14 protein-coding genes and 1 pseudogene are annotated in these 15,133 nt (G+C 71.1%); 4 read left to right on the top strand and 11 right to left on the bottom strand.

The genetic code is table 11. The features are described 5' to 3' along the window. The first annotated feature begins 45 nt into the window (after positions 1-45). The 3 genes and pseudogenes from P8A20_RS14860 to P8A20_RS14850 all read left to right on the top strand — a co-directional run. The gene (locus P8A20_RS14860; RefSeq protein ID WP_147958996.1) at positions 46-1,041 is read left to right on the top strand and encodes an ABC transporter ATP-binding protein; all 996 of its coding nucleotides are present in this window, start codon (positions 46-48) and stop codon (positions 1,039-1,041) included. Further along, positions 1,028-1,915: an ABC transporter permease gene (locus P8A20_RS14855; RefSeq protein WP_147958997.1), complete on the top strand. Its 888-nt coding sequence runs from the start codon at positions 1,028-1,030 to the stop codon at positions 1,913-1,915. The genes P8A20_RS14860 and P8A20_RS14855 overlap by 14 nt, the downstream gene beginning before the upstream one ends. A gap of 196 nt (positions 1,916-2,111) precedes the next feature. Next, positions 2,112-2,690: pseudogene (locus P8A20_RS14850) on the top strand (TetR/AcrR family transcriptional regulator); the annotation flags it as partial. 133 nt (positions 2,691-2,823) lie between these two features. On the opposite strand, the gene P8A20_RS14845 reads toward P8A20_RS14850, so the two are convergent. The 6 genes from P8A20_RS14845 to P8A20_RS14820 all read right to left on the bottom strand — a co-directional run bounded on the left by P8A20_RS14845 (position 2,824) and on the right by P8A20_RS14820 (position 7,477). Then, complete coding sequence (locus P8A20_RS14845) at positions 2,824-3,369, bottom strand: flavodoxin family protein (protein ID WP_147958998.1); 546 nt, start codon at positions 3,367-3,369, stop codon at positions 2,824-2,826. A 116-nt stretch (positions 3,370-3,485) separates the two neighbouring features. Further along, positions 3,486-4,295 (bottom strand): HAD-IIB family hydrolase, encoded by an 810-nt coding sequence (locus P8A20_RS14840; protein WP_147958999.1) that lies wholly within the window; start codon positions 4,293-4,295, stop codon positions 3,486-3,488. 65 nt (positions 4,296-4,360) lie between these two features. Further along, positions 4,361-4,810, bottom strand: a complete 450-nt coding sequence (locus tag P8A20_RS14835) for a VOC family protein (RefSeq protein ID WP_147959000.1) — start codon at positions 4,808-4,810, stop codon at positions 4,361-4,363. A gap of 64 nt (positions 4,811-4,874) precedes the next feature. Continuing rightward, a complete protein-coding gene (locus tag P8A20_RS14830) occupies positions 4,875-5,324 on the bottom strand; it encodes a hypothetical protein (RefSeq protein ID WP_147959001.1) in 450 nt (149 codons plus the stop codon). A 157-nt stretch (positions 5,325-5,481) separates the two neighbouring features. Beyond that, positions 5,482-6,468 (bottom strand): EamA family transporter RarD, encoded by a 987-nt coding sequence (gene rarD, locus P8A20_RS14825; protein WP_147959003.1) that lies wholly within the window; start codon positions 6,466-6,468, stop codon positions 5,482-5,484. Positions 6,469-6,616: 148 nt separating this feature from the next. After that, on the bottom strand, positions 6,617-7,477 hold the full coding sequence (locus P8A20_RS14820) for an SDR family oxidoreductase (protein ID WP_306103637.1): 861 nt from the start codon (positions 7,475-7,477) through the stop codon (positions 6,617-6,619). 138 nt (positions 7,478-7,615) lie between these two features. On the opposite strand from P8A20_RS14820, the gene P8A20_RS14815 reads away from it, so the two are divergent. Next, entirely contained in the window at positions 7,616-8,023 is a 408-nt protein-coding gene (locus P8A20_RS14815) for a winged helix-turn-helix transcriptional regulator (RefSeq protein WP_147959005.1), read from the top strand. 7 nt (positions 8,024-8,030) lie between these two features. Here the strand turns inward: P8A20_RS14815 and P8A20_RS14810 are convergent, their stop codons facing one another. The 5 genes from P8A20_RS14810 to P8A20_RS14790 form a co-directional block, all read right to left on the bottom strand. Further along, positions 8,031-9,098, bottom strand: a complete 1,068-nt coding sequence (locus P8A20_RS14810) for a 2-oxoacid:ferredoxin oxidoreductase subunit beta (protein WP_147959006.1) — start codon at positions 9,096-9,098, stop codon at positions 8,031-8,033. Next, positions 9,091-11,046, bottom strand: coding sequence for a 2-oxoacid:acceptor oxidoreductase subunit alpha (locus tag P8A20_RS14805; protein WP_306103636.1), 1,956 nt, complete (start codon positions 11,044-11,046; stop codon positions 9,091-9,093). Before P8A20_RS14805 ends, P8A20_RS14810 begins: the two co-directional genes overlap by 8 nt. Before the next feature lie 272 nt (positions 11,047-11,318). Then, positions 11,319-11,978, bottom strand: coding sequence for a response regulator AbrC3 (locus P8A20_RS14800; protein ID WP_109880207.1), 660 nt, complete (start codon positions 11,976-11,978; stop codon positions 11,319-11,321). 313 nt (positions 11,979-12,291) lie between these two features. Beyond that, on the bottom strand, positions 12,292-13,644 hold the full coding sequence (locus P8A20_RS14795) for a sensor histidine kinase AbrC2 (protein WP_306103635.1): 1,353 nt from the start codon (positions 13,642-13,644) through the stop codon (positions 12,292-12,294). A 261-nt stretch (positions 13,645-13,905) separates the two neighbouring features. Then, the gene (locus tag P8A20_RS14790) at positions 13,906-15,105 is read right to left on the bottom strand and encodes a sensor histidine kinase AbrC1 (protein ID WP_306103634.1); all 1,200 of its coding nucleotides are present in this window, start codon (positions 15,103-15,105) and stop codon (positions 13,906-13,908) included. Positions 15,106-15,133 lie beyond the last annotated feature (28 nt).

Genomic DNA, 15,133 nt, shown 5'->3' with positions numbered 1-15,133 from the left:
CCGGCACGGGGCGCCGGACACGGCGGGACAGGACCGGGAGTGCGCATGACCGACACAGCGGCCGCGGCGGCGGGGCCCGAGGCGGAGCCGGGAGAGCCGGGACGCGGCACGGTGATCGAGACGCGCGGGCTCACCAAGCGCTACCGGGGCGGGCAGTTGGCCGTCGACGGACTCGACCTCACCGTCCCGTCCGGAAGCGTCTTCGGCTTCCTCGGGCCAAACGGCTCCGGCAAGACCACCACCATCCGGATGCTCATGGGGCTCATCGCCCCGACCTCCGGCACCGCACATGTCCTCGGCCGCCCCATGCCGGCCGCCGCCCGCACGGTGCTGCCCCAGGTCGGCACGCTCATCGAAGGACCCGCGCCGTACGGGTTCCTGACGGGCCGCGACAACCTCGCGCGCTTCGACTCCGCCGACCCGACCTCCGATCCGCGCACCCGGCGCGTACGGGTCGCCGCCGCGCTGGACCGCGTCGGGCTCGCAGCGGCGGCGGGCAAGAAGGCCAAGGCGTACTCGCTCGGGATGAAGCAGCGCCTCGGGCTGGCCGCCGCGCTCCTCCAGCCGCGCCGGCTGCTCGTGCTGGACGAACCGACCAACGGCCTCGACCCGCAGGGCATGCGCGAGATCCGCTCCCTGGTACGGGAGCTCGCGGCCGAGGGCACCACCGTCTTCCTCTCCTCCCATCTGCTCGACGAGATCGAACAGGTCTGCACCCACGCGGCCGTGATGGCCCGCGGCCGGCTCCTCGTCCAGGGCCCGGTCGTCGCCCTCGCGGCGGGAGCCCGGGGACGGCTCGCCGTGACCACCCCCGACCCGGGGGCCGCGGCCGGCATCCTCGCCGCGCACGGGGCGACGGGCCTCGTTACCGAGGGGGAGCGGGTGAGCGCCGACGCGCCACCGGGCGAGGTGGAGCTCGCGGACCTCAACGCCGCCCTGGTGCGCGGCGGTGTCCGGGTACGCGCCTTCGGCGTCGAGAGGGCCTCGCTGGAGGACGCCTTCGTCGCACTCACCGGAGAGGGATTCGATGTCGCAGGCTGAACTCACCCCGCTCGCCGTGCCCCGCGCACCGCGCCGTGCGCTGTGGACCCTCGGGATCCTCCGCTCCGAGCTGGCCGTCATGTTCCGCCGCCGGCGCACCCTGGCCCTGCTCGGAGTGCTGGCGGCCGTTCCCGTCCTCATCGGGATCGCCGTGCGGATCGAGACGGGCGACGGCTCGCGGGGCGGGCCCGGCGGCGGGGGCGGCCCCGCCTTCCTCTCCCAGATCACCAACAACGGTCTGTTCCTGGTCTTCGCGGCGCTCTCCGCGACACTTCCGGTCTTCCTCCCGATGGCCGTCGGCGTCATCGCGGGGGACTCCGTCGCGGGCGAGGCGAGCGGCGGGACGCTGCGATACCTGCTGGTCGCACCGGCGGGCCGCACCCGGCTGCTGCTCACCAAGTACGTGTCCGTGCTGGTGTTCTGCCTGGCCGCCACCCTGGTCGTGGCGGTCTCGGCGCTCGCGGCGGGGGCGCTGCTCTTCCCCGTCGGTGAGGTCACGACGATCTCGGGGACACGGATCGGCTTCGGCGAGGGACTCCTGCGGGCCCTGTTCGTCGCGGTCGCCGTGGCGGCGTCCCTCGTCGGCTTCGCGGCACTGGGCCTCTTCGTCTCGACCCTCACCAACAGCGGGATCGCGGCGATGGCCGCCACCGTCGGGGTGCTGATCACCGTGCAGATCCTGGACACGATGCCGCAGCTCGACGCGATCCACCCGTATCTCTTCCCGCACTACTGGCTGTCCTTCACGGACCTGCTGCGTGAGCCGGTCTACTGGGACGAGCTGGTCAGGAACCTGGGCCTGCAGGCCCTGTACGCGGCGGTGTTCGGCTCTGCGGCCTGGGCGCGCCTCACCACGAAGGACATCAGCGTCTGAGGGGCCGGCACCGGCCGTCCGTACCGTCGGCCGGTCGAGCCGTCCCCCGATCGGCTCGTCGCGGCACGAACGGCACGAACGGTGTGCTGCACGGAACGTCACGACACGGTACGTTCCGTTTCCAGCCTGGTCATTGTTCGACTTTTGGCGACGACCTGTCAATAAGCGGTGGGCAGAATCCCCCTATGCTCACCGAATGATCACATCGCCGAGTTCCGTGCGTCGCAGCGAGAGGTCACGACGGGCGACGCTGGAGGCCGCCCTGGAGCTCTGTACGGAGAAGGGATACGGCCGGGTCACGGTCGAGGCGATCGCCGCCCGCGCGGGCGTGAGCAAGAAGACGATCTACCGCTGGTGGCCGTCCAAGGGTGCGGTGATGCTGGAGGCCTTCGCCGGCATGCTCGCCGGCGCCACGCCGTTCGTCGACACCGGCGAGATCGAGGCCGACCTGCGCACGCACGTCAACGGGCTCGTGAAGCTGATCTCCACGCCGCCGTACGGCCCCGCCTACGCCGGGATCCTTTCGGAGATGCACCACGACGACGACCTCGCCAGGGCTGTTCGCGAGCAGCTCGTCGGCCCACGCGTCGAGGCGGCCGTGGAGCGCCTGCGCCGGGCCCAGGAGCAGGGGCAGATCCCGGAGGGCGCCGACCTGCGGCTCACGGTGGAGATGCTCTACGGCCCGGTCTACTACCGCCACGTGCTGCGGAAGCCGGCCCAGGACGAGGCGACGGTCGCCGCGCTGGTGGCCCATGTGCTGCGGTCCCTGTCCGCCGGGCCCCTGCCCGCCGGGTCCCTGCCGGCCGGGCGCGCTCCGGCGGACGGGGGCTCTCAGGCGGACCGGGGCGCTCCGGCGGACGGGGAGGGCGACGGTCCGCCGGTGGGGGGTGCCCCCGCGCCGGGGCGCGTCAGCTGAAGAAGTCCTTCGCCCGGGCCGTGGCCCCGGTGTCGGACAGTACGTCGCCGGGCTTGCTGCCGTTGCCCAGCAGCACCCCGCCCCATCGCATCCCGAGGTAGCGCGCCGAATTCCGCAGGGTCCCGGCAAGGGGTTCGGCGACCGCGGGGTCCTCGTCCGCCAGGGCGGTGACCCCCCACAGGGTCTTCCCCGCCATCCGCCGCTGGAAGTCGGTCCCGGGGGTCTCCAGCCATCCTGTCCAGTGGTCCAGGTAGCGCTTGGTGGGGGTGGAGACCGCGTACCAGTACAGCGGCGACGCGATGACCACGTCGGTGGCGGCGAGCGTGGCCTCCAGGAGGGTCGTGGCGTGGCCGTCGGGGGCCGGGTGGCCGTCCGAGTGCCGCCGGTCCTCGTAGTCGGGCAGCGGGAGGTCCCGCAGGTCCAGCCAGCGCTGTTCAGCGCCGGCCGGAAGCTGCTCGGCCGCCAGCCGGGCCAGCGTCTCGGTGTTGCCGTCGGCGCGGCTGCTGCCGAGCAGGAACAGGAAAGAGCGTGCGGTCACGGTGGGCTCCCCAGTTGGATGCGTACGACTTTTACACGCGTACGCATCTTATGCACATGCATAGAACTCGGGGGAGTCGTTTTTCGGACGACGCACCGCGCCGCTGCCGGGTGAGCTCAGGCGAACAGCCGCTCCAGGACCGCGGCGACGCCGTCCTCCTCGTTCGAGAGGGTGATCTCGTCGGCCTCCGCCCGCAGTTCCGGGTGTGCGCCGGCCATCGCCACCCGGTGTCCCGAGAGGCGGAACATCGGCAGGTCGTTGGGCATGTCCCCGAACGCAACCGCCCCCGCGAGGTCGTGCCCCAGCAGCCCGGCGGCCAGCGAGACCCCGGTGCCCTTGTCCACGCCGTACGGCGCCAGCTCCACCGTTCCCGGGCCCGCCATCGTGACGGACGCCAGGTCGCCCACGGCCCCACGGGCGGCAGCGGCCAGTTCGTCGTCCGTGAGCGCGGGATGACGTATCAGGACCTTGATGACCGGCGCGGCCCACAGCTCCGCACGCCTCCCGGCCCGCTGCGCCGGGAGCGAGGGGTGAGGCATGCGGTAACCGGGCTCGATGAGGGTCCGGCCGTCGGGGCCGTCCTGGTCCACGGCGGCGAACACCTGGCCCACCTCGGCCTCGATCTTGCCGAGCGCGGCATCGGCCAGGTCCCGGTCCAGGGTCACCGAGCTCAGCATGCGGGCCGACCCGGCGTCGTACACCTGCGCGCCCTGCCCGCAGACCGCGAGGCCGTCGTAGCCGAGGTCCGCGAGCAGGGCGCGTATGCCGGGTACCGCGCGGCCCGTGACGATCAGGTGCTGTGCTCCGGCCGACGCGGCCCGGGTGAGGGCCGCGCGGGAGCGAGGGCTCACGGTGTCGTCGGAACGCAGCAGCGTGCCGTCCAGATCCGTGGCGACCAGGGTGTATGCGGCGGGTGGCGTGAACATGTGGTCAGCCTAGAGAGATCGCCTTCCCGCCGTACGCCGCTGACCTGCGGGGACGGTCCGCCCTCTCAGTGGACGCAGAACTCGTTGCCCTCCGGGTCCAGGAGCACCTGCCACGACCCGCCCGGCTCCTCGACGGTCCGCAGCACGCCGGCGCCGAGCCCCACCAGCCGTTCCGCCTCGGCCTCCCGCTGTCCGGGGGCGGTGTGCACGTCCAGGTGGAGGCGGTTCTTCCCCGTCTTGGGCTCCGGTACGCGCTGGAAGAGGAGCCGGCGCCCGAGGCCGGTCCCGCTCTTCTCGTCGTACGGATCGTCCGGGTGCCGCACCGCGGCGAGATCGCGCCAGGCACGGTGCCCATGGGGCTCGACGGTGGCGGCCTCGGTCACGATCCCCGCGGCGAGCAGTTCCTCGATCAGGACGCTGTTGTCCTCGACGACGTAGCCGAGGGTCTCGGCCCAGAAGTCGGCCTGGGCGTGCGGGTCGGTGGCATCGATGACGACCTTCCAGTGCAGAGTCATGAAAACCGTTTGTACTGGTTGTCGGACCACTGCGGCAACGGGCTCGCCGGGGCGGATCCGCCCGTCACCGGGGCGGGCAGGCCGGGCAGACGTGCTCGCCGCACGCGACGAGGAGTTTTCCGGCCGCCGCGCTCACCGCCGGGTCGCCGTCCGAGGCCAGCCGCTCGGCCGTCGCCCGGCCGGCCAGGACCGCGAGATGCGCGTCCCTGGTCCACTCCGGGTGGTGCGCGTGGCCGTGGGCGAGGATGGTCCCCAGCAGGCCGAGCACCCCCGCGCGGTCCTTCACCGTGTCCATGGCGGCCAGTTCCCACAGGAAGGGCACCGCGGCGACCGTCGCGTCGAACACGGCCAGGGCGGCGATCCACCGGCCCAGATCGCTCAGCGCGTCCTCGGCGGACTCGGTGTCGCCCCAGGCTATGCGCGACAGCATCCCGGGGACCTGGGAGGCGGAGCCCTGGGCATGGCGCAGCTCATGCCACTGAACGTGCCTCATGCCCTTCAGGATCGTCCCCATCCGGGCACTCAATCAGCCTTTGCGGGTGCCGTCCACCATGCCTGCCCCACGCATCCGGTCCGCCTCCCGGACCCCGTCAGGCAGGTCCGGATACCGCGGTGCCGCACCGTGGTCGTCCGCGTCGGAGATCAGCCCCACATGGGCGTCGGGCCGGACCCTATTTGACGGGAGTGCTGGCGTCCGGGTCCGAAGCGGCACCCGTCGCGACGGGTGCCGCGGCCTCCGCGGCCCGCACCGCCAGACGCAGTGCCTCCGCCCTCGTGCGCCGCGCCGTCCGCAGGGCATCCCAGGTGAGCAGGACCAGCGCCACCCAGACCAGTCCGAAGCCGGCCCAGCGCTCGGGCGGCATCGCCTCGTGGAAGTACAGGATGCCGAGCGCGAACTGGAACACGGGCGCCAGATACTGCAGCAGGCCCAGGACGGACAGCGGTACCCGGATCGCCGCCGCGCCGAAGCAGACCAGCGGGATCGCGGTGACGAGCCCCGTCGCGGCGAGAAGGGCCCCGTGACCCGCGCCCCCGGACAGGAACGTCGCGTCGCCGCTCGCTCCGAGCCACAGCAGGAAGCCGAGCGCGGGCACGAACAGCACGGCGGTCTCGGCGGCCAGGGACTCCAGGCCGCCCATGTTGACCTTCTTCTTCGCCAGGCCGTACGTCGCGAAGGAGAACGCCAGCACCAGCGAGATCCACGGCGGCTGTCCGTAGCCGATCGCCAGCACGAGCACCGCGGCGAAGCCGGTGGCCACCGCTGCCCACTGTGCGGGCCGCAGCCGCTCGCCGAGCAGCAGGACGCCCATCGCGATCGTCACCAGCGGATTGATGAAGTAGCCGAGCGACGCCTCGACGACGTGGCCGTTGTTCACGGACCAGATGTAGAGGCCCCAGTTCACGGAGATCACGGCCGCGGCGACCGCTATCAGCCCCAGTCGCCGGGGCTGCCGTATCAGCTCGCCGATCCACGCCCAGCGGCGCAGGACCAGCAGGGCGATGCCGACGACGCCCAGGGACCACACCATCCGGTGGGCGAGGATCTCCACCGCTCCGGACGGCTCGAGAAGCGGCCAGAAGAGGGGCACGAGGCCCCACATCCCGTACGCACCGATTCCGTACAGCAGGCCTGCCCGCTGCTCGTTCTTCCCCTTCACGGGCCCTCCCGGCGCTCCTGGCGTCGGCGGTCGGCCGACTGCACGACGGTAGCGCCGGAAGAGTCCTCTGTCATTGCCGTCTCACGGAAACGGTCGTGACAGCTGACGGGGTGCCCGTTCGGGTGGTCGCCGTCGCGGGGCCGCGTGTTCAGGCGGCTGCGACCGCCGCGGCGACCGTGTCGGCCAGAGGGGTGGTGGGCCGGCCGATCAGGCGGGCCAGGTCGCCGCTCGTCCCGGCGAGCGCGCCGCGCGCGGCGGCCTCGTCCACGTCGACCAGGATCGCGGCGAAGGCCTCGGGCAGCCCGGCTCCCGTGAGGATCTCCTGGTGCACCGAGGCCGGTACGTTCTTGTAGACGATCTCCTTGCCGGCCGCCTCGGCCACCACGGCGGCGTACTCGGCCAGCGACCAGGCCACGTCACCGCTCAGCTCGTACGTGGCCCCGAGGTGCCCGTCGCCGGTCAGTACGGCGGCGGCGGCGTCCGCGTAGTCGGCCCGCGTGGCGGAGGCGACGCGCCCCTCGCCCGCGTTCGCGACGACTGCGCCGTGCTCGAGGACGGGTGCCAGGTTCGCGGTGTAGTTCTCGGTGTACCAGCCGTTGCGCAGGAAGGTGTGGGGGAGGCCGGAGTCCAGGATCAGCTGTTCGGTCACCTTGTGCTCGGCGGCCAGCTGGAAGTCCGCGTCCGGTCCGCCCAGTACGCCCGTGTACGCGAGCTGCGCCACGCCCGCCGCCTTGGCGGCGTCGATCACGGCGGTGTGCTGGGGCACGCGCCTGCCGACCTCGTTCGCCGAGATCAGCAGCACCCGGTCACCGGCGCGGAACGCGTCGGTCAGGGTCTCGGGCCGGTCGTAGTCGGCGACCCGGAGCTCCACGCCCCGGGCTGCGAACGGTGCGGCCTTCTCCTTGTCGCGGACGACCGCCGCGACCGACTCGGCGGTGACCGTGGCGAGCAGCCTCTCGATGACGAGGCGGCCGAGCAGGCCGGTGGCTCCGGTGACGACGATGCTCATGTGTTTCCTCCTGATTTTCCGGCCGGGTCCGCCAGGCCGCCGCGCTGATCCTGGGAACGTGGTCCCTGAACTCTTCTCACTCACTCTAAGAGGTGCACTTTCGATCCGAAAGTACCCACTTTGAAGTAAGGTACTGGCATGAACGTGAGCAGTGTCCGGGTACCGGGCGTCAACCAGCCGATGTGTCCCTCCCGGCTGGTGCTGGAGCACGTCACCAGCCGCTGGGGTGTACTGGTGCTCGCCGCACTGCTGGAGCGCTCGTACCGCTTCGGTGAGCTGCGCCGCACCGTGGGCGGGGTCAGCGAGAAGATGCTCGCCCAGACCCTGCAGACGCTGGAGCGGGACGGATTCGTGCACCGGGACGCCAAGCCCGTCATCCCGCCGAGGGTGGACTACTCGCTCACCCCGCTCGGCAGGGAGGCCGCGGAGCAGGTCTGGGGGCTGGCCCGGTGGGCGGAGCGGCGGCTGGAAGCGGTCCGGAGCGCCCGCGAGACGTACGACGGGGCCCGGAGCCAGGCGGCTCCGAGCCCCGTAGCGCAGGGATGACGGCGGATCAGCCGACCACGGTCCAGGTGTCGTTCCCGGTCAGCAAGGCGTTCAGGTCGCCCTTGCCCTGCTGCTCGATCGCGGCGTCGAGCTGGTCGGACATGAGGGAGTCGTAGACCGGGCGCTCCACGCTGCGCAGGACTCCGATGGGCGTGTGGTGCAGGGTGTCGGCGTCGGCCAGCCGGGACAGCGCGAACGCGGTCGTGGGGCTGGGGTTGTGGGCGTCGTGGACGAGGATCTGCGACTGGTTGTCCTCGGTGACCGCGACTACGGTCAGGTCGCCGGTGAGGCTGTCGCGGACGACGCCCTTGGAGTTTCCCCCACCGCCGAAGAGGATCGGTTTGCCGTGTTCGAGGCGGATCACCGCCTCCTCGGCCCGTTCCTTGTCCTTGAGCACCTCGAAGGCGCCGTCGTTGAAGATGTTGCAGTTCTGGTAGATCTCCACCAGCGCGGTGCCGGGGTGGTCGGCCGCCGCGCGCAGCACGCTGGTGAGGTGCTTGCGGTCGGAGTCCACGGTGCGGGCGACGAAGGAGGCTTCGGCGCCCAGGGCGAGGGAGACCGGGTTGAAGGGGGCGTCGAGGGAGCCCATCGGCGTCGACTTGGTGATCTTGCCGACCTCTGAGGTGGGGCTGTACTGCCCCTTGGTGAGCCCGTAGATCCGGTTGTTGAACAGCAGGATCTTGAGGTTGACGTTGCGGCGCAGGGCGTGGATGAGGTGGTTGCCGCCGATGGACAGCGCGTCTCCGTCACCGGTCACGACCCAGACGGACAGGTCGCGGCGGGAGGTCGCGAGCCCCGTGGCGATGGAGGGGGCCCGGCCGTGGATGGAGTGCATCCCGTAGGTGTTCATGTAGTACGGGAAGCGGGACGAGCAGCCGATGCCGGAGACGAACGCGATGTTCTCCTTGGCCAGCCCCAGTTCGGGCATGAAGCCCTGCACCGCCGCGAGGACCGCGTAGTCGCCGCAGCCCGGGCACCAGCGCACCTCCTGGTCGGACTTGAAGTCCTTCATGGACTGCTTGCCCTCGGCCCTGGGGACCAGCTGGAGGAGCTCGTTGGCGTGGGCGTCAGGCATCGATGGCCTCCTTGAGGACTGTGGCGAGCTGCTCGGCCTTGAAGGGCATTCCGTTGACCTGGTTGAAGCTCCGCGCGTCCACGAGGTACCTGGCTCTCAGCAGCAGGGCGAGCTGACCGAGGTTCATCTCAGGTACGACGACCTTGTCGTAGCGCCGCAGTACCTCACCGAGATTGGCCGGAAATGGGTTGAGGTGGCGAAGATGCGCCTGCGCGATCGTGTCGCCGGCCGCACGGAGGCGGCGCACCGCGGCGGTGATCGGCCCGTACGTCGAACCCCAGCCCAGGACCAGCGTCGTCGCGCCGGCCGGGTCGTCGACCTCCAGGTCGGGGACCCGGATGCCGTCGATCTTCGCCTGGCGGGTGCGGACCATGAAGTCGTGGTTGGCGGGGTCGTAGGAGATGTTCCCCGTGCCGTCCTGCTTCTCGATCCCGCCGATCCGGTGCTCCAGACCCGGGGTGCCCGGCACCGCCCACGGGCGGGCCAGCGTCTCCGGGTCCCTCTTGTAGGGCCAGAACACCTCCGTACCGTCCGCGAGTTCGTGGTTCGGACCGGTCGCGAACCGTGTCCGCAGGTCGGGGAGGCTGTCGGCCTCGGGGATCCGCCACGGCTCGGAGCCGTTCGCGAGATAGCCGTCCGAGAGCAGGAAGACCGGGGTGCGGTAGGTCAGCGCGATCCGGGCCGCGTCCAGGGCTGCGTCGAAGCAGTCCGCCGGAGTCATCGGTGCCACGATCGGGACCGGGGCCTCGCCGTTGCGCCCGTACATGGCCTGGAGCAGGTCGGCCTGCTCGGTCTTGGTCGGCAGACCGGTGGAGGGGCCGCCGCGCTGGATGTCGATGATCAGCAGCGGCAGTTCCAGCGACACCGCCAGACCGATCGTCTCCGACTTCAGCGCCACACCCGGCCCCGACGTCGTCGTCACGCCCAGCGAACCGCCGAACGCGGCCCCCAGCGCCGCTCCGATCCCGGCGATCTCGTCCTCCGCCTGGAAGGTCCGCACGCCGAAGTTCTTGTGCTTGCTGAGCTCGTGCAGGATGTCGGACGCCGGGGTGATCGGATACGAGCCCAGATACACCGGCAGATCCGCCTGACGGCCCGCCGCGATCAGCCCGTACGACAGCGCGAGATTCCCTGAGATATTGCGGTACGTGCCCGTCGGGAAAGCCTGTGACGCCGGTGCGACCTCGTAGGAGACCGCGAAGTCCTCCGTCGTCTCACCGAAATTCCAGCCGGCCCGGAAAGCCGCCACATTGGCCTCGGCGATATTCGGCTTCCGGGCGAACTTCGACCGGAGGAATGTCTCCGTACCCTCCGTCGGACGGTTGTACATCCAGGACAGAAGCCCGAGCGCGAACATGTTCTTCGAGCGTTCGGCCTCCTTACGGGAAAGCCCGAACTCCTTCAACGCCTCGATCGTCAATGTCGTCAAGGGCACCGGATGTACGTTGTACGCCTCCAGGGAACCGTCCTCCAAAGGAGACTCGGCGTATCCGACTTTCGCCATCGGGCGCTTCGTGAACTCATCCGTGTTCACGATGATGTCCGCCCCGCGCGGCACATCGGCGATATTGGCCTTGAGTGCGGCGGGATTCATCGCGACCAGGACATTCGGCGCGTCGCCCGGTGTCAGGATGTCGTGGTCCGCGAAATGCAGCTGGAACGACGACACCCCGGGCAGGGTACCGGCGGGTGCCCGGATCTCGGCCGGGAAGTTGGGAAGCGTCGACAGGTCGTTCCCGAACGACGCCGTCTCCGACGTGAAACGGTCGCCCGTCAACTGCATACCGTCACCCGAGTCACCCGCGAAACGGATGATCACCCGGTCCAGACGGCGGATTTCCTTCTCCGTGCCACCCGCACGAACAATGTGCGGGGCGCGCTGTTCCCCGACGACAGCCTCGCTGGCCTCATCGGACTTTCCGGCTGGGCTACTGACCTGGCTGGTCACTGAACTGGACCTCCCTCGGGGCGGCGGCTCGGGACCGGCCGACCCGCCGGCGGTCCAGACCCCACCCTACTTCTGTAAGGGTCGCCTTCCTTGGACCGGTCATATGGTGGACGCGTTTTCGACACATGAATGCGTCACGCTCCGCCAGGTTTTCCGGACCCCCTCAGCCGCCGTTCAAACCCCCTCCGTGCTCATCCTTTCGTCCTAGGTCCCGGGGAATGGGCAGACTGCGGGTGGATCATCCAGATGATCACGAGTAGATCATCGCGTTGTCATGAGTTCAGATAAGTAAGAACGGCGAGAACGCGTCGGTGATCCCCGTCACTGGGGGACAGTCCGAGTTTCAGGAAGATGTTGCTGACGTGCTTCTCCACCGCTCCGTCGCTGACCACCAGCTGCCGTGCCACGGCCGAATTCGTACGCCCCTCCGCCATGAGGCCGAGGACCTCCCGCTCGCGCGGCGTGAGCCCCGTCAGCACGTCCTGCTTGCGGCTGCGGCCCAGGAGCTGCGCCACCACCTCGGGGTCCAGGGCGGTCCCGCCCCGCGCGACGCGCACCACGGCGTCCACGAACTCCCGGACCTCGGCGACCCGGTCCTTGAGGAGGTAGCCCACCCCGCGGCTGCTGCCGGCCAGCAGTTCGGTGGCGTACTGCTCCTCGACGTACTGGGAGAGGACCAGCACCCCGATGTCCGGATAGTCCTTGCGCAGCCGTACCGCCGCCCGCACGCCTTCGTCGGTGTGGGTCGGCGGCATCCGCACATCGGCCACCACCACGTCCGGCAGCGCGTCCTGTCCCGCGAGATCGCTCACCGTCTTGATCAGCGCCTCGGCGTCCCCGACCCCCGCGACGACATCGTGCCCGAGGTCGGTCAGCAGCCGGGTGAGTCCCTCCCGGAGCAGCACCGAGTCCTCGGCGATGACGACCCGCACTCTTTCCTCCACGACGTTGTGTCCCCCACTGTCGGTGTTCCGTGCGCACGCGCTCCCGCGTGCCGCTTGCGTCCAGCATTCCAGCTCCGGCGCCCCCGTGGGCCGGGGACCAGCGGTTCCGGTGCAGCGGTACGTCCGGTGCGGCGGCGGTCACGGCACAGCGGCACGTCCGGTGCGGCGGGCCCTGCTGTTCCGGTACAGCGGTGCGTCCCGTACGCCCGCCGTTCCCGTACAGCAGGACGCGCCGCAGTGCCCCGGCCGCCATGACGGCGGCCGGGGCACTGCGGATCCGGCCCGTGTACGGGCCAGGGCCTCAGCCCCGCCAGGGCAGTTCGGCCGTGACCGTCGTCGGGCCGCCGGCGGGGGAGTCGACGACGAGGATGCCGTCCACCGCGTCCAGCCGCTCCGTCAGCCCGGCCAGCCCGCTGCCCTTCGCCGGCCCCGCGCCGCCGCGCCCGTCGTCGGTGACCTGGAGCATCAGCCGGTCGCCCGCCCGCCACACGTCGACCGAGGCACGGGTGGCCCGGGCGTGCTTGCTGACGTTCTGGAGGAGTTCGGAGACCGTGAAGTACGCGATGCCCTCGATGGCCTGTGCGGGCCGCGACTCCAGATCCACCACGACCTTCACGGGGACGGTGCAGCGGGAGGCGATGGCGGAGAGTGCGGCGTCGAGGCCGCGGTCGGTGAGGACTGCGGGGTGGATGCCGCGGGCGAGGTCGCGGAGTTCCTGGAGGGCGACCTTGACCTCTCCGTGGGCTTCGTTGACCATGCGGGCGGCTGCTTCGGGGTCGTCGGTGAGTTTCTCCTTCGCCAGCCCCAGGTCCATGGCGAGGGCGACGAGACGGGCCTGTGCGCCGTCGTGGAGGTCGCGTTCGATGCGGCGCAGGTCCGCGGCGGCCGTGTCCACGACCACACCCCGGTCCGACTCCAGCTCCGAGACCCTGGTGGCCAGCCGGGAAGGCCCGAGCAGACCCAGGACCATGACCCGGTCCACCGCCACCAGCCCGCGGACGATCCACGGCGTGACGAGGACGAGAGCCAGGCCGAACGCGCTGGTCACCGCCACCTCGAAGGGCGAGTCCAGGTAGACCTGGTGCGTCCGGTCGCCGTACAGCTGGATGCCGTCGACGCCCGCGTACGCCGGGAAGACCCAGCGCCACAGCGGATAGGTGAAGGCGGCCCAGCCGTACGCCCAGAAATTCACCGCGACGACGAACGCGAACGTCGCCCAGGGCATGTGCAGCACCGCGTATAGGAGGTGCCGCCAGGACACGCCGCTCTTCAGGACGGCGCCGACCCACGACATGAGGCCGCCCTTTCCGCGCATCGGCGCGGGATCCGCGATGTCCAGCCCCAGCAGCGCGCGCGCCCGGGCCCGCTCCATGGCGCCGAAACCGCGGCACATCGCCAGGCCGGCCGCGAGTATCGGAATGCCGAGGAAGGTGATCAGCATGCCCAGCCCCAGCGACACCATGGTCACCGCGAAGCAGAACAGCACCACGCTGATCGGCATGCTCAGGAGCACGTAGCCCAGCTCACGCCACGTGCGCGCCTCGAAGGGCGCGCGCAGCGCCGCGGGGAGGAGGTGCTTCGCCGGGGGGTGCCCCCCGGACCCCGTGCCGGGCCTGTGGCGGTCCCGCGTGTCCGGTCCGTATGCCGTGGCCATCAGTGGCGTCCGTCCGTTTCTTGTGGGCGGGTGCTCCCCGCGGGTTCGTGTGGGCGGGTGCTGCCCGCGGGTTCGTGTGGGCGGGTGCTGCCCGCCAGTTCTCGTGGGCGGGCGTTCCCCGTGGGCCGATCCGACGGCTGGTACCTCAAGACTGCTCTGCCGGGGGCCGCCGCACCATGAGGGCGGTCTCCGTATCCGGCAGGGGGTTTTCCCCACCATCGGGAGCGCCCGTCCCAGCCCCCGTCACTGTCGGCGGCCGGTTCACGTGGCGCCGACCCGCTCGGTCCCGGCGTCCGCGCGGTCGCGCCAGGGCAGTTCCGCGGTGACCGTGGTGGGCCCGCCCTCGGGGGAGTCCAGGACGAACAGCCCGTCGACGGCCCCCAGCCGCTCCGCCAGCCCCGACATGCCCGTGCCACCGTCCAGCCGGGCGCCGCCCGTCCCGTCGTCACGCACCTGGAGCATCAGCCGGTCGCCCGCCCGCCACACGGCGACGGACGCGGCGGTGGCGCGGCTGTGCTTGCTGACGTTCTGGAGGAGTTCGGAGACCGTGAAGTACGCGATCCCCTCGATGGCCTCGGCCGGCCGGCCCGACAGCGTCACCGTCACGTTCACGGGGACGGTGCAGCGGGAGGCGATGGCGGAGAGTGCGGCGTCGAGGCCGCGGTCGGTGAGGACTGCGGGGTGGATGCCGCGGGCGAGGTCGCGGAGTTCCTGGAGGGCGACCTTGACCTCTCCGTGGGCTTCGTTGACCATGCGGGCGGCTGCTTCGGGGTCGTCGGTGAGTTTCTCCTTCGCCAGTCCGAGGCCCATGGCGAGGGCGACGAGACGGGCCTGTGCGCCGTCGTGGAGGTCGCGTTCGATGCGGCGCAGGTCCGCGGCGGCCGTGTCCACGACCACACCCCGGTCCGACTCCAGCTCCGCGATCCTGCGCTCCAGTTCGTCGGACGGCGAGAGCAGACCCCGCACCATCGCCCGGTCCGCGTTCGTCAGGCCGCGCGCGATGTACGGGAGCACGGGCCAGAGCACGAACAGGCTCACCAGCGTCACGGCGAACGTCGCCACACCCCATGGCAGCCGGATGAACGAGTACAGCAACGCCCGCCAGCCCACCGGGTCCTTCAGCCCCGCCCACAGCCAGGTGAAGAAGCCCTGTTCCCGGCGGCTCCGGGCCATGGGGCTGGGCTCCTCGATTTGTACCCCGAGCATCCCCCGAGCCCGGCCGCGCTCCGCCCGGCCGAGTCCCCGCGCGCCCTGCAGTCCCAGGGCGAGCAGCGGCAGACCGATCACCGTGACGGATAGCCCGGCGCCCACGCCGATCAGGAACACGGCGTACACGAACCCGGCGACGGCCATCGGCAGATTCGCCAGGAGATACGCGATCTCCTTCCACGTCCACCGGTCGAAGGCGAAGCGCGCGGGCGGCGGCCGGTCGTTGTCCGGCACGGAGGGGCTCTTGGTCATAGGACCAGCGTGCCGGGCCGCGCGCGCC

It is taken from the genome of Streptomyces sp. Alt3, from assembly GCF_030719215.1.
GTDB classification, from domain to species: domain Bacteria; phylum Actinomycetota; class Actinomycetes; order Streptomycetales; family Streptomycetaceae; genus Streptomyces; species Streptomyces glycanivorans.
The sequence above is the reverse complement of the archived record's forward strand: the minus strand, read 5'-3'. Positions and strand labels throughout refer to the sequence as shown.

What these genes read in the sequence shown, in the direction of transcription:
- P8A20_RS14855 (WP_147958997.1), top strand. Translation starts at nt 1,028, where the DNA reads ATGTCGCAGGCTGAACTCACCCCGCTCGCCGTGCCCCGCGCACCGCGC.
- P8A20_RS14830 (WP_147959001.1), bottom strand. Translation starts at nt 5,324, where the DNA reads ATGGGGACGATCCTGAAGGGCATGAGGCACGTTCAGTGGCATGAGCTG.
- P8A20_RS14795 (WP_306103635.1), bottom strand. Translation starts at nt 13,644, where the DNA reads ATGGCCACGGCATACGGACCGGACACGCGGGACCGCCACAGGCCCGGC.
- P8A20_RS14790 (WP_306103634.1), bottom strand. Translation starts at nt 15,105, where the DNA reads ATGACCAAGAGCCCCTCCGTGCCGGACAACGACCGGCCGCCGCCCGCG.
- P8A20_RS14810 (WP_147959006.1), bottom strand. Translation starts at nt 9,098, where the DNA reads ATGCCTGACGCCCACGCCAACGAGCTCCTCCAGCTGGTCCCCAGGGCC.
- P8A20_RS14815 (WP_147959005.1), top strand. Translation starts at nt 7,616, where the DNA reads ATGAACGTGAGCAGTGTCCGGGTACCGGGCGTCAACCAGCCGATGTGT.
- P8A20_RS14820 (WP_306103637.1), bottom strand. Translation starts at nt 7,477, where the DNA reads ATGAGCATCGTCGTCACCGGAGCCACCGGCCTGCTCGGCCGCCTCGTC.
- P8A20_RS14835 (WP_147959000.1), bottom strand. Translation starts at nt 4,810, where the DNA reads ATGACTCTGCACTGGAAGGTCGTCATCGATGCCACCGACCCGCACGCC.
- P8A20_RS14840 (WP_147958999.1), bottom strand. Translation starts at nt 4,295, where the DNA reads ATGTTCACGCCACCCGCCGCATACACCCTGGTCGCCACGGATCTGGAC.
- P8A20_RS14860 (WP_147958996.1), top strand. Translation starts at nt 46, where the DNA reads ATGACCGACACAGCGGCCGCGGCGGCGGGGCCCGAGGCGGAGCCGGGA.